The following is a 20,335-nucleotide window of genomic DNA, read 5'->3' on the forward strand; positions in this document are numbered from 1 at the left end:
GCAGATACCGAGGCCAGTAGTTTTATCATTTTTGAGCAAATTAATGTAAACCAAATTAACAGGACAGGCACTTATGGAGCAAAGTACAGGCTTAAAAAAAACACTCACCCCATTTATGCTATGGGGGCTGGGTGTAGGGTATGTTATTTCGGGCATGTATTTCGGCTGGAACTTAGGCCTCGAAAAAGGAGGAACGCTGGGCATGGCCATTGCCACTGTGGCCATCATGGTAATGTATGTTACCTTTAGCTTCAGTTATGCCGAGCTGGCTTGTGCCATTCCAAAAGCAGGTGGCGTTTTCGATTATGCCAATACCGCTTTAGGCAAAAACATGGGCTTTATTGCCGGCATTGCACAAATGGTTGAGTTTATATTTGCCCCACCTGCCATTGCATTTGCCATTGGCGCCTATTTTAATGCTTTCTTCCCTCAAGTGCCCATACTTACCTCAGCCATTGCCATCTACTTTATTTTTACGGCTTTAAATGTATATGGCGTTAAAGCCGCAGCTTCGTTCGAGGTTATTGTTACCGTGCTTGCTGTGGGCGAGCTGCTTTTGTTTTCGGGGATTACTTTACCCAAATTCCAGTCAGCAAACCTTATTCACAATAATTTCCCCAACGGCTGGAGTGGTGTATTTGCAGCCATTCCTTTCGCCATCTGGTTTTTTCTGGGCATTGAGGGCGTAGCCAATGTGGCCGAAGAAACCAAAAACCCACAACGTGATATCAGCAAAGGTTTTGGTTCGGGAATATTTACACTGGTGGTTTTGTGCATACTCGTTTTCATTTCAACCGTTGGTATAGGTGGCTGGGAAGCCATTGTGTATAAAAATGGAAAATCGGGCGAAACTTCCGATTCTCCTCTCCCTCTCGCCCTGTCGATGATCACCGGGAGCAACCACCTCATGTACCACTTGTTAATTACGGTCGGTTTATTTGGGTTGGTAGCTTCTTTTCACGGATTGGTGCTGGCTGCTGGCCGTTCTACTTACGAGATGGGGCGGGTAAAAAGCATCCCGGCTATTTTGGGTAAAATTTCGCCCAAATTCCAAACTCCTGCCAACGCCCTGATTGGCAATATGGTTATTGGAATTATAGCGCTCCTATCGGGCAAAACGGCCGAAATTATCATCATTTCGGTATTCGGGGCTTTAACCCTTTATATCATTTCGATGGTTTCGGTCATGGTGCTGAGGAAAAGTAAGCCAGAAATGCTGCGTCCTTTTAAAACCCCGGTTTACCCGCTATTTCCTATTGTTGCACTGCTTATTTCGTGTGTTTCTTTTATCGCAATGCTGATTTATAATCTTAAATTAGGATTAATTTATTCGGGTATTGTTTTAGGCATCTTTCTTTTATACAAACTTTTTAAAAAGGTTAATGCATGAGTACAAGCAAAGAAATTCTGGATTATGTTAAAAACCATCCCTCTGGTAAAGTAAAATTAGCCGTTGCCGATATCGATGGCATTTTACGAGGCAAGTACGTAGCTACTGAAAAATTTGCTTCATTGGTTGAAGGCCGTTTGGGTTTTTGCGATGTTACCTTTGGCTGGGATGCCGCCGACCTGGCTTACGAAGACGGACAATACACCGGCTGGCATACCGGCTACCCCGATGCCCAGGTTAAAATTGACCTGAATACCTTTCGAAAAATCCCCTGGGAAAATGATGTTCCCTTCTTTCTGGGCGATTTTATTGATGAGCGCGACCAACCCAATTCGGTTTGCCCCCGGCAGCTGCTAAAAAAAATCATCGCCGAGTGTGAAAATGAAGGTTATTCGCCCAATTTTGCACAAGAATTTGAGTGGTTTAATTTTGCCGAAACACCCGAAACGGCAAACGAAAAAAGTTTCAGCAATTTAAAGCCATTAAGTCCGGGAATGTTTGGTTATTCGATTCTCCGCAGTACTTATAAAAATGAATTCATGAGCGATCTGTTCGAATTATTGAACAAATTCGACATCCCTATTGAAGGACTTCATACCGAAACAGGCCCAGGTGTTTATGAGGCCGCCATTAAATATGCCGGTGCCCTGCAAGCCGCAGACCAGGCTATTTTGTTTAAGACTGCTGTTAAAGAAATTGCTTATAAACATGGTATTCTGGCTACTTTTATGGCTAAAATTAACGAAAACTTACCCGGTTGCAGTGGCCATGTGCACCAGAGTCTGTGGGATAATCAGCATCAAAACAATTTGTTTTACGATGAAAAAGATGCCGATAACATAAGTGAGGTAATGAAAAGTTATATTGCCGGTCAGTTACATTGCCTGCCGCATATTTTACCTATGATTGCGCCAACTATTAACAGTTATAAACGTTTGGTTGAAGGTGCCTGGGCGCCTACAACGCTCACCTGGGGAATAGACAACCGCACCACTGCTTTGCGCGCCTTACCCGGCAGCAAAAAAGCTAGCCGTTTAGAAACCCGGATTGTAGGCTCGGATACCAATCCTTACCTCGCAGTTGCGGCCTGTTTGGCTGCAGGGCTTTATGGGGTTAAAAACAAACTTAAACTGGAGCAGCCTGCCACCAAAGGAAATGGTTATACCGATTTATCAAACGGTACCTTATCCCGCAATTTATTCGAAGCTACCCAAAAGATGAAAAATTCTGAACTGGCCAAAACATTATTGGGTGCCGATTTTGTGGCACATTTTAGTATGACCCGCGAGTGGGAATGTAAACAATATGCCAAAGCGGTAACCGATTGGGAGCTGAAAAGGTACTTGGAAATAATTTAATCATTAACACCTTAATGTTGCACTGGCTTCAGTAATGCTAACTCATTTAAAACCAATAGCCTTAGGTGCACTCAGGTGTCTAAGGTGGTAAAAAATAAAAAACAACACCATGATATTCGATAAGATCCATCAGTTTAACTTCCCTACTACCATTCGGTTTGGTGCAGGTGCTGTAAAAGAATTGCCGGCCTATCTGGCTAAAAACAATTTAAAAGCCCCTTTAATTGTTACCGACCCAACCATAGCGCAGCTTCCCCTTTTTAAAAGCATCGTGGCAGATCTAAGCTCAAAAAACATAGCCGTAGAAGTATTTAGCGATATTCATAAAAACCCTGTTAAAAGCGATGTGTATAAAGGTTGCGAAGCCTGGGATGCCACCAACCGCGACAGCATTATAGGCATAGGAGGTGGAGCAGCATTAGATGTGGCCCGAGCCATTGTTTTAAGGGTAAATCACCGCGAAGATTTGTTTAAATACGACGACCTGATTGGTGGCGATATTTATGTGACCAACGATGTGCCTCATTTTATTACTATCCCCACAACATCGGGCACAGGTAGCGAAGTGGGCCGGAGCGCCATTATTGCCGATGATGAAACGCACCAGAAAAAAATCCTGTTTTCGCCTAAATTAATGGCACAGATTGTTTTTGCAGATCCCGAATTAACCATGGATTTACCTCCATTTATTACCGCTGCAACCGGTATGGATGCCCTAACACACAACATGGAGGCTTATCTGGCTAAAAACTTTCACCCCATGTGTGATGGAATTGCTTTAGAGGGAATATCATTGATTAAAGATTCGCTGGTGCAGGCAACAAACCATCCTGATTTAGCCAGTCGCAGTAAAATGCTAATGGCCTCAATGATGGGCGCAATTGCTTTTCAGAAAGGCCTTGGTGTGGTGCATTCGCTGGCGCACCCCCTGTCATCACTTTTAGATACCCACCATGGCCTGGCCAATGCAGTTAATATTCCTTACGGTATGCAGTTTAATATTGCAGGCTTTGAAGACCGTTTTAAAAAAATCGCCATTGCTTTAGACCTTCAGGAGCAAACTGGCGATGCCGTTGTAAAATATCTGTTCGATTTAAACACCAAAGTAAATATTCCGCATAAATTAAGTGATATTGGCGTTAAAAATGAACATATAGAAACACTTGCCGATTTAGCTTTTGCAGATTTTGCGCACCCGAACAATCCAAAACCGGTAAGTCGCGAAGATTTTAAACAATTATACTTAAGTGCGCTTTAAAGTAATCATTAACCAAAGATAAAGAGGATGAACACGGATAAAAGGCGGCATTACTTAAATAAAAAATCGCAATCCAAATCTGTGTTATCTGTGAAATCTGTGGCAAAAAAATAAATAGTAATGTCTGATAAAATAATAATTGGGGTTACCGATTGCAGTAAATTTGATATTTACCGCAACTGGGTCTTATCGTACAACGAAACCGTTGAAGTAATTCAGCTGGGTTATAAACTCAATAATTTCGACGAGATAAAAAAATGCCAGGGTATTGTATTAACCGGTGGTGAAGATGTACACCCTCGTTTTTACCAGCACCCTGAGTATTATCCGTTTTGCTACGAAGATGATATCGACGAAAGCCGCGATGAATTTGAATTTAAGGTTTTGGCCTATACCGAGGCCAACGCCATCCCTGTTCTGGGTATTTGTCGGGGCATACAGGTGGGTAATGTATTTTTTGGCGGCACGCTGATTCCTGATATCCCCACCTGGGGCAAATTCGACCATGCTAAAATGCCCGACAAATCAGACCGCTACCATGAAATTTCCATCAATCCCTCTTCCTGGTTAAGCGGCATCGTAAATACCGATAAAGGTCTGGTAAACAGCAATCACCACCAAAGTACCGATAGAACCGGGAAAGGTCTTGTAGCCAGTGCAATATCAGCAGATGGCGTTGTTGAGGCTATGGAACGCATGCATCCCGAAGGAAAATCCTTTCTCTTGTTTGTACAATGGCATCCTGAAAGGTTAAAAGACCAGCAAGGCCCTTTTAGCAAAAACATACACAATGCCTTTATTAATGCGATAAAACTAAATATTAACCACAGATAGGAGAAATAAACACAGATAGCAATTTTTAAGCTAATTGAGGATGTTAATCCTTATTAAAAATCTGTGAAAAAAAATAAAGAATATGCAGATCATTAACCCCGCGACCGAAGAAGTAATACGCACTTTGCAGGAAGATACCCCGTTAACACTTCAAACCAAATTGGATTCCCTTAAAAAAGCGCAACCACTATGGGCCGGTAAACCCCTTGCCGAAAGGATTTCGGTTATAGCGAGGTTTAGCGATTTACTGGCTGAGGAGACGGAAGAACTGGCTTCGGTATTAACCAGCGAGATGGGTAAACCCCTGCAGCAATCGCGCAACGAAATTAACGGCGCAAGGGCACGGATTAAATGGATGCTCGATCATGCCGAAAAATACCTCTCGGATGAAGTGATGGTTGATGAACCCGGACTAAAAGAGATCATAAAATACGAGCCTTTAGGTGTAGTATGTAATATTTCTGCCTGGAACTATCCTTACCTGGTGGGCGTAAATGTTTTTATCCCTGCCCTCTTAAGCGGAAATGCCGTCATGTACAAACCATCAGAATATGCTACCCTAACCGGACTTCAAATTGAAAAATTATTGAAGCAAGCCGGTGTACCCGAACAGGTTTTTCAGGTAGCCGTTGGGGCTAAAGAAACTGGTGCAGCTTTACTGGAAATGGATTTTAATGGCTATTTCTTTACCGGCTCTAACCAAACCGGCAAATACATTTACGAAAAAGTAGCCCCGAAAATGGTGCCCTGCCAGCTGGAACTGGGCGGTAAAGATCCGCTGTATATTGCCGAAGATGTGGCCGATGTTGCTGCCGCTGCAATTGGCACGGCCGATGGTGCTTTTTATAATAACGGACAAAGCTGCTGCTCGGTTGAACGCATTTATGTGCATGAGAAAAACTATGAGGCCTACCTTTCTTCCTTTGTTGATGAAGTAAAAAGCTGGAAAATTGGCTTACCTACAACTGATGACGTATATATTGGTGCATTAACCCGAAAAGCGCAGATTGCAATTTTGGAAAACCAGATTAAAGACGCCCTGAACAAAGGAGCTAAACTCGTAACAGGCGGTAAAGCCCCTCAGGGAAAGGGTTATTATTTTGAGCCCACAGTTTTAACCAAAGTAACTAACGATATGCTGGTGATGCAGGAAGAAAGCTTTGGCCCAATAATCGGCATCATGAAGGTTAAAGACGATAACGAGGCTTTAAAAATGATGCAGGATACCGATTATGGTTTAACCGCAGCTGTTTATACTGCAGATCAATCGCGGGCAGAAAAAATACTCGCGCAGCTGGATGCAGGCTCAGGTTACTGGAATTGCTGCGACAGGGTAAGCGCTGCCCTTCCGTGGAGTGGTAGGAAATATTCGGGTATTGGGGCAACCCTTTCACATCAGGGCCTGCGGGCATTCACTAAACCAAAAGGATATCATTTAAGAGGTTAATCAGTATATTCGTGATATAAATAAGCTGCTATGAAAATTCTGGCCTTTTTGCTTCTTTTTCTTTTCGCATCAAATCGCCAAAATGGAGCAGATAAATATCTCCCGTCAGCTGATGCCGAAAAAATACTGGGTCAAAAAGCCACGCTGGTAGAAAACAAAACCGAAAACCGCGATACAGTGGTCAGGTATACATCTGTTTATACTACCAATGTGAACCAACAGGTTAGCAATCTTAATTATTTATTGGAAACCTATAAAACGGCTGCAGCTTCCGAAAAAATGTTTAGCACAATTGGTGCACAAAACCGCGGACTTTCAGGGCAGCACCAAATTGATGATATTGGCGATCAGGCGCTATTCCATTCTGATGGCAAAAACTTCTGCATCCTCATCGTTAGAAAGGGAAATGCCCTAATCAGAATGAAAGTCAACAAAATCACCAGAAAAACCAATAAAGAAGCATTAAAACAAGTGGCCAGAAAATTAACCGCAGCCCTTTAATTTTTTAATCATACATGATCGATCACAAAGAGACTGAATTAATAGCAGACGAAATTGCCGATTACCTGCTTACCGATACAGGCATACTGGTTGCTTACAGTAAAAGTATTTTACGTACAGTAGAAAACATCGGGGCCAACGTTGCGCTGGTAAAAGAAATCACCAATAACAGAAAAGTACCGCTGTTAATTTACCTCAAAAATTCACCAATCCCGGATAAAGCAACCCGAAAATTTTCGACAGAACAATTGCCTGCGATTTATACTGCTATGGCTATAGTATCGAAGCCAGGCCTCGCTCAGTTTATCATGAAACTGCTATTTAAATTCCAAAACCCTCCCATCCCCATGAAATCGTTTACCGATGATGAAAAGGCTATGGAATGGTTGAAACGTTTTTTGTAATTTAAGCTTCGCCATATATTTCTGCGTTCATCAGCGAAATCTGCGGGATAACATTTTAATTCTTCGCACTTTATTTTTCCTGCAGATTAAACAGATTTACGCAGATGCTTATTGTTTTGCCCTAAACTGAATGCTTTACACATTTCTCAACCCGCAAACGCCTCCGATTAAAATCTTTTTAATAAATTGCAGGTTAATACTTATTCGGTTAATCCGCAGTTAATTATTTAATGAAAAAATTATTCCTGATTATCACCTGCTGCTTCGTTACAGCCAGCACTTTCGCTCAAAATATTATTTCAGAAACTGAAAGCGGCGACGCAGAAGGTAGCCTTGTTCAAACGCCTTGTGCCATTATTCCGGAGCCTGTATCGTTGATGAAAAAGACCGGTACCTTTACTTTACCCGAAAATGTAATTATACAGACCACCAAAAGCGCCGAACTTAAGCAGTCGATTGCCTACTTATCAGACCGCATTACAACCGCTACCGGAAAGTTTGTGAGCACTTTGGCCAGCTCTACACACCCTACTATAAAACTGATCCTGAATGCCCAGGATGATACCCAACTAGGAGCTGAAGGATACAAATTAAACGTAAACCCTACGCAGGTAGTCATCACCGCTAATAAACCTGCAGGTATTTTCTATGGCGTGCAATCTTTATTACAACTCTTCCCGGCCGAAATTGAAAGTAAAGAACTGGTAAAAGATATTAAATGGAAGGCATCTTGTGTAGATGTAGTAGATTACCCTAAACTGGGCTGGCGTGGCTTAATGTTCGATGTAGCCCGTCACTTTTTTACCAAACAGGAAGTAAAGCAGTTTATTGATGATATGGTGCGCTATAAGTTTAACCTGCTGCATTTGCACCTGGCTGACGATGAAGGCTGGCGCATCGAAATTAAAGGATTGACTAAGCTGACTGAAATAGGTGCCTGGAGCGTTAAAAAAACAGGAACCTTTGGCGATTTTATTCCACCTACGCCAGATGAGCCCCGCACCTATGGAGGCTTTTATACCCAGGAAGATATTAAAGAGCTGGTACAATATGCGCAGGAACGTTTTGTAAACATCCTGCCCGAAATTGATGTACCTGGACACAGTTTAGCCATCATTGCCTCGTATCCCGAGCTTTCATGTACACCCGATGCCGTGAATTACAAAGTACGCTCGGGCGAAAAAATAATGGACTGGAGCCGTGGCGCCCCTCCAATTGCGCTGGTAGATAATACCCTCTGCCCTGCCAACGAAAAAGTTTATACCTTTTTAGATACCGTAATTACCCAGGTGGCCAAACTTTTCCCTTTCGAATACATCCACATGGGTGGCGATGAGGCTTCGCATAATTTTTGGGAGAAGAACGACCAGATTAAGCAACTCATGCAAAGAGAAGGCTTAAAAACCATTCCACAGGTTCAGGCTTATTTCGAAAAACGGGTGGAGCAGATTGTAATGGCAAAAGGTAAAAAATTTATGGGTTGGGATGAGATTTTAGAAGGTGGTGTATCGCCAACTGCGGCTGTAATGAGCTGGAGGGGCATGAAATATGGTATACAGGCTGCTAACGATAAACACAATGTGGTGATGAGTCCTACTGATTTTGCCTATCTGGATTATATGCAGGCCGATGCCATAACCGAACCCAGGGTTTATGCCTCGTTAAGGTTAAATAAAGCCTATCAGTTTAACCCAGTACCGGCCAGTGTAAATGCACAGTATGTTATTGGCGGGCAGGCTAACCTTTGGACGGAGCAGGTTTTCACCTTCCGCCAGGTAGAATACATGCTTTGGCCACGTGCTTTTGCGATTTCCGAATCGGTATGGAGCCCTATCGAAAAGAAAAACTGGACCAATTTTGTTGACCGTACAGAGCAGCATTTTAAACGCCTGGATTTTGCCGAGATTAAATACTCGCCAGCCATTTACGACCCGATTTTTACTGTAAAACGCAGTGCCGATAAACAATTAATGGTAGAGCTAACCCCCGAGATAGATGGCTTAGATATTTACTATAGCTTTGACAATTCGACACCTGATCGTTTTTACCCTAAATATACCGGAGCGCTACAGGTACCTAAAGATGCCAGTATGCTACGTGTAATTACCTACCGCGGTAAACAGCCCATTGGCAGATTAATTAGCATGCCTGTTGCAGATTTACAGAAAAGATCAAAGTAATGGGTAAAGAAATAGAGCGCAAATTCCTGATCAACCAACAAAAATGGGATAGCCTGATCAAACCGGCCGGAAAGCAGTTTAGACAAGGCTATTTACTTACCGATAAAGATAAAACCGTACGGGTACGGGCAACAGAAACCAAAGGCTTTTTAACCATAAAAGGGCAAACTGTTGGTGCTTCCCGCCTGGAATATGAGTATGAGATTCCGCTTAGCGAAGCTGTAGAACTTTTAGATCATTTTTCACAATCGGAACTTTCAAAAACACGTTATGAAATTGTGTTCGAAGGCAAAATATGGGAAGTAGATGTTTTTTCGGGCCGGAACGAAGGTTTAATTGTGGCCGAAATCGAGCTCGAAAGCGAAACCGAAACTTTTAGCCTCCCTGACTGGATAAGCCACGAAGTTACCGAAGAAGAAAAATATTATAATTCAAACCTTACCATTAGCCCCTATAAAGACTGGATTTAACAGTTTATTTAAATTTTATTTATAAATGAATTAAACGCATTTCATATATTAGTTTATTCGAATTCATCCCGCCGATAAGATTATTATTTCAGTTGAAATATTTTAAATTTTAAATCATATCAATATTAAACCAAAAAGGATGAAAACAACCAAGTTATTAATGAGTACGGTGATTGCAGCCACGCTATTTTTAGCCAGTTGCAAACCCAAAGATGCTGCCATTCAGGCTGCCATCCAGGCCAAAGAAGCTGCCGGCATTACGGTAGCGGTTACCAAAGGCGATGTAACCTTAACAGGAGAAGTTGATGATGAAGCCACAAAAGCTAAAGCAGAAGAAATTGCAAAGGCAGAAAAAGGCGTAAAATCTGTCATCAACAACTTAACCGTTAAACCCGTAGCGGCTCCTGTAGTAATTGCAGATGATTCTGCTCTGATTAAAAATGTTGCCGATGCGACCAAAGACTTCCCGACGGTAAAAGCCGAAGTAAAGGATGGTGTAATCGTGCTAACAGGCGAGCTTAAAAAAGCTTCGTTAATTACCTTAATGCAGCATTTAAGTGCATTAAAACCCAAAAAGATCGACAATAAACTAACCATTAAATAACCGCAGCCATGTCATTACAAGATAAATACAGCGCACTAACCGATGCAGCAACTGCAGCAGGTATTACCGATTTAGCCGTAAGGGAACAGGATGGGGTTTTATACATTGATGGTACCGCAGCAGATGGGGCCACCAAAGATCACCTTTGGGAAGTTTACAATCAAATTGACCCTAATTTTGCCTCCGGCGACCTTGTACTGAATGTAAATGTAGCCATTGATGCTGCCGTTACTCATGCCAAGGTGGTTACAGAAAGCAGCAATTTAAATATCCGCAAGGGGCCCGGCACCGACCAGCCCATTGTTGGTAAAGCCGCTCATGGCGAAATCATTACTTTGGTAAACAGAAGTAACGATTTATGGTGGCTGGTAAGAACCAACGATGGTGAAGAAGGCTATTGTTACGCGCAATATTTAGAAGCGCAGGCCTAAAAGCAATAAGTCCTCATAGTTTTAAACTCTGAGGGCTTATCATTTAAATCAATTGGTGTTCGCGGGCAAAATTTAACAAACCAACAATAGATTTAACGCCGGCTTTACGCCAGATATTTTTACGATGGGTTTCTACCGTATGTTCTGAAATGAAAAGCATCTTCCCAATATCTGCAGAAGTATGCTCTTTTGCTATCAGTCTGATAATTTCTACTTCACGAGGCGAAAGGTTATTGATGGCCTTAACGTGGTTTTCCTTTTGATAGCCATTAATAAATTTACCGGCAACAGTATTTTGAATATAAGTCTCATCCTGCATTACCTTATTAATAGCCTTATTTAACTCAGAATGCTTTACATCTGCCAGTAAATATCCTTTAACACCTGATTTTAGCATGGCAGAAATGCTGTTAAAATCATCGTGTGTAGAGAGCACAATAACTTTCAGCGCAATAAATTCTTTGGTAATCATCCCCACCAGCTCAGCCCCCTTTTTCTCGTTACTACTTAAATTTATAATGACAATATCAGGCACATTTTCCTGAATAACCTTTTGATTAGCTGCTGCGAAAATGGCATTCCCTGCAACCATGATATTGGTAGCTTTGTTTAGTACCTTTTCCAGGCATCTTGTCAACGTAGGGGTATCATCAACCAAAAAGACCTTAATCTTCTGCATAAAGTTTAGTTTAGCTATTTATCTCTTAATAACCCGCACTACTCCGTAATGGTTTAGCCAAAGCTTTACAATTTAGTTTACATCTTTTTACCTGGGTAAGCGCGTTTTATTAAAAGCCATAAATTTTATGTTCTCAGATAGGATAGACTTCAAATAGGTTTTTCGCATGAACTAATGAGCGAACTATGCGGGATGATTAGTTTTAGCTAAACTAATTTAATCATTTATTTAACTATCTCCTACAGTTTTACAATTTAGCAAGCATAAAAAAAGCACAAAGTAGTAGTACTTTGTGCTTTAAGTATTTGATTTATGATTTTATTTACTCAGCACCTGTTCCATTCCGGGTTTAATAATACCTTTTAATTCTACATCGAAAACCAATGGTGTAAACGGATTAATAGGGCCACCACCATTTTCGCCGAAACCTAAGCGTGATGGTAAAATCATTTTAATTTTTCCGCCCACTCCAATTAACTGAATGCCTTGCACTACCCCCTGAGGCAATTGACCTAAAGGCAATTTACGTGGCACATATTGTACACTTTCTGAAAAAACACCTGCTTCTTTTGCCGTTTTAGCATCTGATGTATCAAAAACGTTAATGCTTCCGTTCGATTTTTTATTGGTGAACTGCCCCGTATAATCGATTAATACGGTATCGGTTAAAACCGCTCTTTCTGAATTACCCGGTGCAGCAATTACATACTGCAGTCCGGATGGAGCTGTGGTAACTTTAAGTTGATTATCGGCTATATATTTAGCAATTTTTGCTGGCTCTACTACTTTGTTCTTTTCGTTTAGGGCTTTGTATTCTGCTTCGAAGAAAAGTCGTTTTTTAGCATCGAAAATCGAATCCGGATCTTTTCCCTTATGCAATACCTTCTCAATTTTAATGGTAAAAGAAGCAATATTCGATTTTAAGCCTTTTGGTTTGGGCTGCCCTGAATATTTCTCCATCGAATCTAAATTCAGCTTAAAAACGGCACTATCACCTTCACCCAGTAGCTTTAAACCAGAAGCCAAATCGCCTTTAAACATTGATTTACTAATCGCAAAAAATGCCGGGCGCTCATTATCGTAAGTATTTACCATCACCGAATCCGGATTGGTATTGGTTTCTACTGTTTGTATACCATTTAATTTTACATAGTCGCCATCCTGGATTTTTGGCTTACCATCACTTTTATAGATTTTGTAAGTCATATCGCCTTCGCCTTTTTCAAATCTGTTACAAGCCGAAAGGCCTAAAGCTGCAGCCAATAGTATAATAATTCCGTTTTTCATTTTCATTAATCCGTATAAATCCCTACAAAGATAGACTATAATAAGCTTCAATAAATCGTAGAAATGTTTTATTTCGCTCCTACAGCAAAAAAACGACCAAAAAAAATCCTGCTTAAATAAATAAGCAGGATTTTCTTGATCGGTTATTAAAAATTATTTTTTAACTACCGGAGCAGGCATTGGAGCTTGTACCGGAGCAGGTTTTCCTTTAATAATATCTTTAATTTCTACTTCGAAAGCAATTGGGCTAAATGGCATAATACCCACTTGCGGAGCACCTTGCTCGCCGTAACCCAAGTTAGAAGGGATAATTAACTGAATTTTACCGCCTTTACCAATTAACTGTAAACCTTCAGTAAATCCAGGGATTGTACCACCTACAGGCATTTTTTGAGGGCCATAAGGTTTACCTGGTTTAAACTCATTTTCAGCTTTTGCTAATTTTTCATCGCTGGTATCAAAGATTTTGTATTTACCATCTTTGTTCTTTTTGGTAACTCTACCAGTATAATTAATTAATACAGTATCGCCAACAGCTGCTTTTTCTGCACTACCTGCATTTTCTATAATGTACTGTAAACCGCTTGCAGTAGTTTTAGTAGTTAATTTATTATCGTCGATATAAGCTTTTAATTTAGCAGGCTCAGCAGCTTTCTTTTTATCAGCTGTTGCTTTGTAATCTGCCTGGAAAAATTCTGAAGCTCTTTTGTTGAAAGTAGAATCAGCTTCGCCAGCTTTTTTCTTGAATACTTTCTCGATTTTTACAGTAAAAGTGATGTATTTATCGTTTTTGAATTGCTCAGGTTTTGGTTGTTTGCTATGGAAAGCCATAGTATCCAAATTTACTTTAAAAGTTGCGCTATCACCCTCTCCGAACAAAGTTAATACATCATTCATATCACCAGCGTACATTTTTTTCTGTGCAGGGAAAACTGCCGGAGTTTCGCTGTCGAATGTGCTTGCCAATACCGAATCTTTATCGTTTTTCTGAATGAAGTTCATTTTAACGATATCACCTTCTTTAATTTTTTCGTTACCAGCCGAATGGTGAATGGTATACAATAACCCTCCTGCTCCCTTTTTCTCTTTGTTACATGCAGCTAAACCTAAAGTGGCTGCAGCTAGAATAATAATTCCCTTTTTCATTAATTTAATTTGACTTTTTTAAGTTTTGATTGTTTTATTCTGTCCTATCCGGCCAGCAATTGTTCTTTATAATCTTCTAATATCGATTTAAATTCCGAAACTACATCATTTAATGGTTTTTCTGATGCCCCGCCGGCAGCATTTCTGTGCCCACCACCATTAAAATACTTTTTACAGATCTCGTTGGCCGGAAAAACTCCTGTCGACCTTACAGATAGCTTTACTTTATCGGTACGCTCAACAATCAGCGCGGCCAAACGGATACCGTTAATAGAAAGCGCATAATTTACCACACCTTCCGTATCGCCGGTAATGCTATTGTATTGTGCCAGCTCCTCTTTGGTCACCGAAATAATGGCGGTATTGTAATCCCTTAAAACTTCGAGCTTATTAGACAGGCAATAGCCTAAAAAGCGCAGGCGGTTTTCGCTCGAGTTATCGTAAACCAGTTCGTGAATTTTTGCCTGGTCGGCACCTAAATCAATCAGATTGGCAGCAATACGGTACACTTCAGCTGTAGCTGACGAAAAGCGGAACGATCCCGAATCGGTCATAATTCCCGTGTACAGGCAAGAGGCAACATCTTTGTTAATCAACTCGCCATCCTGTAACTGATTTACAATAAATTCGTACACCAGTTGCGCAGCAGCACAGGCATTAATATCCCAGCAGCGGTAATCGTCGAAATCTTCAGGCTCCAAATGGTGATCGATCATGATTTTTTTAGCACTTGCAGCCCTAACCAACTCACCGAGTTCGTTAATGCGGCTCAAGGTGTTAAAATCAAGACAAAAAATTACAGATGCCTCTGCTACTAACCTGGCGGCCTCTTCATGTTGTTCTGTAAAAATGATTACATCGCCATTGTTTGGCATCCAATGTAAAAAAGCAGGATAATCTGTAGGCGTAATTACCTTAACGTGATGACCTTTCTGAATCAAATAGCCATACAGGCCCAATGATGAACCCATTGCATCGCCATCTGGTTTATGATGCGTGGTAATTACAATGTGCTGTGGCGAAGCCAGTAATGTTTTTAATTCGGGTAGTGTAAGCATATATTTTTTGCGCTGCAAAGCTAAGTAAATTTAGTATAGGATGGAAAGATTTTAAGTTTGGTCTGTCATTGTTTTAAAAACGGGCTGAAATTGCCTTTTTACAGCCTTACTACAATAATTAATATCCATTCCCGACCGAAAAAGAATGATTATTGATTATTCATCAATTAAAACGTATTTTTGCAAAAAAAATGATATCAAAGCACAATGAGCACTAACAGAACTTTTACCATGATTAAGCCAGATGCAGTAGCAAACGGCCATATCGGATCTATTATCAACGACATTACCAATGCAGGTTTTAAAATCATTGCATTAAAATATACTAAACTAACAGAAGAAACTGCTGGTCAGTTTTACGCAGTACACGCTGAGCGTCCTTTCTATAAAGATTTAGTTAGCTTCATGTCTTCAGGACCTATTGTAGCTGCTATACTAGAAAAAGACAATGCAATTGAAGATTTCAGAAAATTAATCGGTGCTACTAACCCTGCTGAAGCTGCAGAAGGTACTATCCGTCAGAAATATGCAAAATCTATCGATGCAAATGCTGTTCACGGTTCAGATTCTGACGAGAATGCAGAAATTGAAGGAAACTTCTTCTTCAAAGCAGACGAGCGTTTCTAAGTAACAAACAAAATATTTGCAATAAAACCCCGAATTTTCGGGGTTTTATTGTTTTAGCATTTTTGTATCTTTCGTGCTTTAAAAATAGGTCGATCAATTTACCTGCTAAATACAATTACTACATAAATAATCAATGAAAAGAATTTTCTTAGTGGCATGCCTTTCGGGTATTGCTGCTGCCTCTTACGCACAAACGAAAACTGCAGCAAAAAAACCTGTTGCAAAAAAAACAACCACAGTAAGTAAAACCACAACCGTTGTGGCATTAAAATCTACTTTAGATTCTACCAGCTATGCATTTGGAACCTCAATCGGGGCCGGTTTAAAAACTACCGGTTTATCTACCCTTAATTACGAGGTTTTATTAAAAGGCTTAAAAGATGCATTTACCGGTGGCAAAGTGGTTTTAGACCAGCAACAGGCACAGCAATGCATTAATGAAGCATTAGCTAAAGCATCGGCCGTAAAAAACAAAGCAGAAATTGAAGCAAACAGAATTAAATATGCGCCAGTTATGAAAGAAGGACAAGAATTTTTAGAACAAAACAAAAAACGCGCAGGCGTACAAACTACAGCAAGTGGTTTGCAATACGAAGTTTTAACTGCCGGCACAGGAGTTAAACCAGCAGCTACCGATTCGGTGTTGGTACATTATAAAGGTACTTTATTAAACGGCAAACAGTTTGATAACTCTTACGACAGAGGTGAGCCGATTTCTTTCCCGTTAAACCGTGTAATTCCGGGTTGGACAGAAGGTGTTCAGTTAATGCCTGCAGGTTCGAAATACAAATTTTATATTCCTTACAACCTGGCTTACGGCGAGCGCGGAGCAGGTGCAGATATTCCACCATATAGCACCTTAATTTTCGAAGTAGAGTTGTTGAAGGTAAACGGAAAATAATTTCCATTCCGGAAAAAATGGAAGATGGAGCATGTAAGCATTATCCATCTTTTGTAATCCTCATTTCGATGGTCGCATGGCTGCTATCGAAATGAGGATTTTTTTTACCTCTCCTGTGTAGTCAGTTGTTACCATCTGACTGATCCTTCAAAACCGTTGTTACTTTGAATTAGCTACCGCGTCAGATGGTAACATCTGACGCCACGGTTATTGATTTGACGCTACCCGCAAATCAATTATTAAACCCTCCAAAACTTTATTCATTATCTGCTGTTGCTATTAAAAAATCAACATCAATATGAAAAAGATATTCCCAATAGCATTAATTGCATTTTTGTGTACTACCTTAAGTAGCTGCGAGCTGGTAGAAGGTATTTTTAAAGCCGGCGTATGGTCGGGTATTATTATTGTAGTCGTAGTAGTTGCGCTACTGATCTGGATTTTAGCGAAGGTATTTGGCGGAGGGAAAGGGTAGTTCGGAGCTTGGAGTTTTTAGTTTGGAGTTTTATTCAGTAAAATATTAAGGGTATAGGTAAAAGCTTATACCCTTTATTTACAAAAAGATCATTTCGGTAATGACTTCGCTTCCGGCATGTTCATTCAGTTTTTCGATAATACCCTGACGTACCAAAATCAGTTCATTTTTAATTACCGACGATTCGATCCTTAAAAAAAGCTTTTTATCATGGATATAAATCTGCTTGGTACGGTTAGCAACAGCTGTACCCATAATTTCGGGCCATACCGACAGAATGGAAGTTTCATCGAACTTACGGCGTATGCGGTACACATCAAGCATTTTGCTTATGGCATCTTTTAAAGTAACATCGTTAGGTTTACGCATTTTCTACAGTTCCATTATCAACTTCAAACAAAGTTACATCAACTTCTATCTTTTCAAAAATCGATTTTACTCTTTCTTTTCCGGTATCGGTTATAAATATTTGTCCAAAATCATGGTGCGAAACCATTTGCATTAATTTTTGAACACGGTTATCGTCCAGTTTATCGAATATATCATCCAGCAACAGTAAAGGCTTAAAACCCTTGTTTTTAGCCAGGTAAGCATATTGCGCCAGTTTTAAGGCAATTAAAAAAGATTTCTGCTGTCCCTGCGAACCGAATTTCTTTAGTGGCATATTGCTGATTACAAAAGCCAGCTCATCTTTATGTATCCCGGTTGTGGTACGCTCCAGTATGCGGTCTTTCTCTACCGATTTTTTCAACAAATCTTCAAAAGTTGCCTCGTTAAGCTGCGATTGGTAATTCAGCTCTACCACTTCTCTGTTTTCGGTGAGATAAGTGTAATACTGGTTAAACATCGGGATGAATTCATCCATAAAAGCCTTACGGATACCAAAGATTTTATTGCCGGCCATTACCAGTTGCTCATCTAAAATTTCGAGCAAGGCAGGGTCGTATTTACGTGTAATGGCAATCTGCTTTAACAGCGCATTGCGGTTGGCCAGAATACGGTTATAGGTAATCAGCTGATCGAGGTAATGCCCGTCGGTTTGCGAAATTACATTATCGATAAACTTTCTGCGTTCCTCGCTCCCCTCCATAATCAGGTTTACATCATAAGGCGAAACCATCACCACCGGGAACAGCCCGATATGATCGGCTAGTTTATCATACTCTTTTTTGTTGCGTTTAAACTGCTTTTTCTGATTGCGCTTTACACCACAGGAAATTTTTTCATTCTTTTCACTACGGTCAAAATCTCCCTGGATCATAAAAACTTCTTCACCCGTTTTGATCTGCTGGGTATCGATGGGATTAAAATAGCTTTTACAGAGGCAGAGGTAGTGGATGGCATCGAGCATGTTGGTTTTACCCGACCCGTTATTACCCGTAAACACGTTCACAGTATCCGAAAAACGGAGGTCTGCATCGGCATAGTTCTTGAAATTGAGCAGGGTAATGTTCTTTAACCACATAAATATGTCACAAATTTACCGTTTTTTAGCCGCTAAACATTCATTGTTTAAAATTAACGTTAATTACATTTAAAAATATTGTACTTTCATAGCAAGGAAAAAATTTCAATGGTTGCACAAAAAATGTTAGAGGGAAATGTTCTGTGGTCTTACGATCATGAACTGACCAATGAAAAGGGCACGAGCTGGATTAAAAAATTAGCCGGTTTATTTTCATTTTTAAAGCCGATACACAAACACGAGGGTAATATACTGCTGGCTTCGAACGGAATTTTTATTACGGGCGATGAACAGCTGGAGGTGCCTTTATCAAATATCGAAGAGGTTTACATGGGTTTCGACGAGCTGTTTCCTGCTTCGCCGATTAAAAATTTTGGTCTGTTCTGGCAGCCTATCCGCATCCGCTCAACCATTAGCCGCACGCAAAGCCAAACCGTTTATCTGGTAATTAACCGTACAGGTATTTTTAGCGACAACCAAACCTGGTTTAACACGCTAATTAGCCTGCTCCGTTAATTGTCGCGGGCATTTTACACTTTTGGTTCCTAAATAACTAATGTTTAATTAAATACTTCAAAATAAAGATTGATACTTTGATTGAAAAATGTATTTTTGCAATCTTAATTTTTTAAACAAACATGTCTACAACAGATAATCAGACAATTCAACCGACTAAAAAAGGTTCATTTTTACAAGAGAATAACAAGAGCTTACTTTTTATAGCAGGCGCTGTAGTTGTATTAGTTCTCATCTACCTTTGGTATCAGGGCGTGTACTTAAAAGGCCGTGCTGAAGAAGCTGCGAGCAAAATGTACAAAGCAGAGCAATATGTTGGAGTAGATTCATTATCGAACAAAGCAGTTAAAGGTGACGCTGGTTTCCCAGGCTTTGAGCAAATTGCCAAAGAATACGATAATACCAAATCGGCAAATTTAGCCAACCTTTATTTAGGCGGCATTTATTTACGTAAAGGCGAGTTTAAACAAGCAGTAGAATCGTTAAGCAAATATAGCGCTACTGGTAGCCCGGTTGCAGATCCATTGGCTTTAGGTTTGTTAGGCGATGCTTACAGCGAATTAAAAGATTATAAACAAGCTGCTACTTATTACAAAAAAGCTGCAGATAAGGCCAGTAAATTTACTTCGCCAATGTTTTTAAAGAAATTAGGATTGGTTAACGAAAACCTTAAAGATTTTAAAGGTGCGCTTGATGCTTATACTAAGGTAAAAACACAATACCCTGAAAGCGCAGAAGCACAGTTAATTGATGCTTACATCGCAAGAGCACAAGAACAAGTTAAATAATCATTAACTAACTATACATTAAGAAAAGATCATCGAAAGATGGTCTTTTTTTGTTTACCCCCATGTTTGGTGACTCACCAAACAATAGAAACACCCCAACTTCATCTGTGTGGGCTAGCATTACTATAAAAAAATATTCTTTTTATTTGAAAATCAGCAGCAGATGCTTTTGGCCTGGTTCAGCCCCGCTCATATCTTTATATTTATATATAACAATCAGAAAAGAGAGGCAAGTTGAGGTCCCGCTAGACACGAAATATTACAGATGTTGACGGAGAGGATTATCCTCTCTTTTTTACTTCTTAAAGTCAGAACAGTACCTATTGACCAGATCAGAGTATCTGGATCAGCGATTAACATGAGCAAAGACTGAGACTAGTTTCTGATTGTCTTATTCTAATCTATAGACTATGAGTAATCTAAAGTATTCAATCGGGATTGATGTGTCCAAAAAAGATTTCCACTGCTGTCTTTCAGTTATCGATACGGAGCAGGCTGTGAAGATTAAATCTACCC

Annotated in this window: 22 protein-coding genes; 16 read left to right on the forward strand and 6 right to left on the reverse strand. The window is 40.3% G+C overall.

All coding sequences use genetic code 11. The features are described 5' to 3' along the window. Window positions 1–73 precede the first annotated feature (73 nt). The 11 genes from eat to BLR37_RS23275 all read left to right on the forward strand — a co-directional run bounded on the left by eat (window position 74) and on the right by BLR37_RS23275 (window position 10,877). Window positions 74–1,390, forward strand: a complete 1,317-nt coding sequence (eat, locus tag BLR37_RS23225) for an ethanolamine permease (protein WP_090772856.1) — start codon at window positions 74–76, stop codon at window positions 1,388–1,390. Continuing rightward, complete coding sequence (locus BLR37_RS23230) at window positions 1,387–2,748, forward strand: glutamine synthetase family protein (protein WP_090772858.1); 1,362 nt, start codon at window positions 1,387–1,389, stop codon at window positions 2,746–2,748. Before eat ends, BLR37_RS23230 begins: the two co-directional genes overlap by 4 nt. Window positions 2,749–2,857: 109 nt before the next feature. Next, window positions 2,858–4,006, forward strand: coding sequence for an iron-containing alcohol dehydrogenase (locus tag BLR37_RS23235; RefSeq protein ID WP_090772860.1), 1,149 nt, complete (start codon window positions 2,858–2,860; stop codon window positions 4,004–4,006). A 120-nt stretch (window positions 4,007–4,126) separates the two neighbouring features. Further along, window positions 4,127–4,840, forward strand: a complete 714-nt coding sequence (locus tag BLR37_RS23240; protein WP_090772862.1) for a gamma-glutamyl-gamma-aminobutyrate hydrolase family protein — start codon at window positions 4,127–4,129, stop codon at window positions 4,838–4,840. A gap of 82 nt (window positions 4,841–4,922) precedes the next feature. Then, on the forward strand, window positions 4,923–6,287 hold the full coding sequence (locus BLR37_RS23245) for an aldehyde dehydrogenase family protein (RefSeq protein ID WP_090772864.1): 1,365 nt from the start codon (window positions 4,923–4,925) through the stop codon (window positions 6,285–6,287). 30 nt (window positions 6,288–6,317) lie between these two features. Continuing rightward, window positions 6,318–6,788: a hypothetical protein gene (locus tag BLR37_RS23250; RefSeq protein WP_090772866.1), complete on the forward strand. Its 471-nt coding sequence runs from the start codon at window positions 6,318–6,320 to the stop codon at window positions 6,786–6,788. A 14-nt stretch (window positions 6,789–6,802) separates the two neighbouring features. Next, complete coding sequence (locus tag BLR37_RS23255) at window positions 6,803–7,192, forward strand: DUF7793 family protein (RefSeq protein WP_090772868.1); 390 nt, start codon at window positions 6,803–6,805, stop codon at window positions 7,190–7,192. Window positions 7,193–7,422: 230 nt separating this feature from the next. Beyond that, window positions 7,423–9,372, forward strand: a complete 1,950-nt coding sequence (locus BLR37_RS23260; RefSeq protein WP_090772870.1) for a beta-N-acetylhexosaminidase — start codon at window positions 7,423–7,425, stop codon at window positions 9,370–9,372. After that, window positions 9,372–9,842, forward strand: coding sequence for a CYTH domain-containing protein (locus BLR37_RS23265; RefSeq protein WP_090772872.1), 471 nt, complete (start codon window positions 9,372–9,374; stop codon window positions 9,840–9,842). The genes BLR37_RS23260 and BLR37_RS23265 overlap by 1 nt, the downstream gene beginning before the upstream one ends. 139 nt (window positions 9,843–9,981) lie before the next feature. Further along, window positions 9,982–10,446: a BON domain-containing protein gene (locus tag BLR37_RS23270; protein WP_039479478.1), complete on the forward strand. Its 465-nt coding sequence runs from the start codon at window positions 9,982–9,984 to the stop codon at window positions 10,444–10,446. A gap of 8 nt (window positions 10,447–10,454) precedes the next feature. Continuing rightward, a complete protein-coding gene (locus BLR37_RS23275) occupies window positions 10,455–10,877 on the forward strand; it encodes an SH3 domain-containing protein (RefSeq protein WP_090772874.1) in 423 nt (140 codons plus the stop codon). A gap of 43 nt (window positions 10,878–10,920) precedes the next feature. Here BLR37_RS23275 and BLR37_RS23280 read toward each other — a convergent pair whose 3' ends face one another. From BLR37_RS23280 to BLR37_RS23295, 4 genes are all read right to left on the reverse strand, one after another. Beyond that, on the reverse strand, window positions 10,921–11,556 hold the full coding sequence (locus BLR37_RS23280; RefSeq protein WP_090772876.1) for a LuxR C-terminal-related transcriptional regulator: 636 nt from the start codon (window positions 11,554–11,556) through the stop codon (window positions 10,921–10,923). A 318-nt stretch (window positions 11,557–11,874) separates the two neighbouring features. After that, window positions 11,875–12,843 (reverse strand): FKBP-type peptidyl-prolyl cis-trans isomerase, encoded by a 969-nt coding sequence (locus BLR37_RS23285; RefSeq protein ID WP_090772901.1) that lies wholly within the window; start codon window positions 12,841–12,843, stop codon window positions 11,875–11,877. Between the two features lie 153 nt (window positions 12,844–12,996). Continuing rightward, a complete protein-coding gene (locus BLR37_RS23290) occupies window positions 12,997–13,989 on the reverse strand; it encodes an FKBP-type peptidyl-prolyl cis-trans isomerase (RefSeq protein WP_039479470.1) in 993 nt (330 codons plus the stop codon). Between the two features lie 44 nt (window positions 13,990–14,033). Next, a complete protein-coding gene (locus tag BLR37_RS23295) occupies window positions 14,034–15,047 on the reverse strand; it encodes a DHH family phosphoesterase (RefSeq protein WP_090772878.1) in 1,014 nt (337 codons plus the stop codon). Window positions 15,048–15,254: 207 nt separating this feature from the next. Here BLR37_RS23295 and BLR37_RS23300 point away from each other — a divergent pair, with 207 nt between their 5' ends. The 3 genes from BLR37_RS23300 to BLR37_RS23310 all read left to right on the forward strand — a co-directional run bounded on the left by BLR37_RS23300 (window position 15,255) and on the right by BLR37_RS23310 (window position 17,050). Next, complete coding sequence (locus tag BLR37_RS23300; RefSeq protein ID WP_039479466.1) at window positions 15,255–15,674, forward strand: nucleoside-diphosphate kinase; 420 nt, start codon at window positions 15,255–15,257, stop codon at window positions 15,672–15,674. Window positions 15,675–15,807: 133 nt separating this feature from the next. Continuing rightward, complete coding sequence (gene bamJ, locus BLR37_RS23305; RefSeq protein ID WP_090772880.1) at window positions 15,808–16,575, forward strand: BamJ family beta-barrel-assembly machinery protein; 768 nt, start codon at window positions 15,808–15,810, stop codon at window positions 16,573–16,575. 298 nt (window positions 16,576–16,873) lie between these two features. Next, window positions 16,874–17,050 (forward strand): hypothetical protein, encoded by a 177-nt coding sequence (locus BLR37_RS23310; RefSeq protein ID WP_208599718.1) that lies wholly within the window; start codon window positions 16,874–16,876, stop codon window positions 17,048–17,050. A gap of 78 nt (window positions 17,051–17,128) precedes the next feature. Here BLR37_RS23310 and BLR37_RS23315 read toward each other — a convergent pair whose 3' ends face one another. Further along, window positions 17,129–17,419 (reverse strand): DciA family protein, encoded by a 291-nt coding sequence (locus BLR37_RS23315; protein ID WP_039479462.1) that lies wholly within the window; start codon window positions 17,417–17,419, stop codon window positions 17,129–17,131. Continuing rightward, on the reverse strand, window positions 17,412–18,515 hold the full coding sequence (recF, locus tag BLR37_RS23320; RefSeq protein ID WP_090772882.1) for a DNA replication/repair protein RecF: 1,104 nt from the start codon (window positions 18,513–18,515) through the stop codon (window positions 17,412–17,414). The genes BLR37_RS23315 and recF overlap by 8 nt, the downstream gene beginning before the upstream one ends. Window positions 18,516–18,638: 123 nt before the next feature. Here recF and BLR37_RS23325 point away from each other — a divergent pair, with 123 nt between their 5' ends. Next, window positions 18,639–19,031 carry a hypothetical protein gene (locus BLR37_RS23325; RefSeq protein ID WP_143009655.1) on the forward strand — a complete coding sequence of 131 codons (393 nt, stop codon included), beginning with the start codon at window positions 18,639–18,641 and terminating at the stop codon, window positions 19,029–19,031. Window positions 19,032–19,153: 122 nt separating this feature from the next. Continuing rightward, complete coding sequence (locus BLR37_RS23330; protein WP_039479455.1) at window positions 19,154–19,819, forward strand: tetratricopeptide repeat protein; 666 nt, start codon at window positions 19,154–19,156, stop codon at window positions 19,817–19,819. Window positions 19,820–20,335 lie beyond the last annotated feature (516 nt).

The organism is Pedobacter soli, assembly GCF_900101435.1.
Taxonomy (GTDB): domain Bacteria; phylum Bacteroidota; class Bacteroidia; order Sphingobacteriales; family Sphingobacteriaceae; genus Pedobacter; species Pedobacter soli.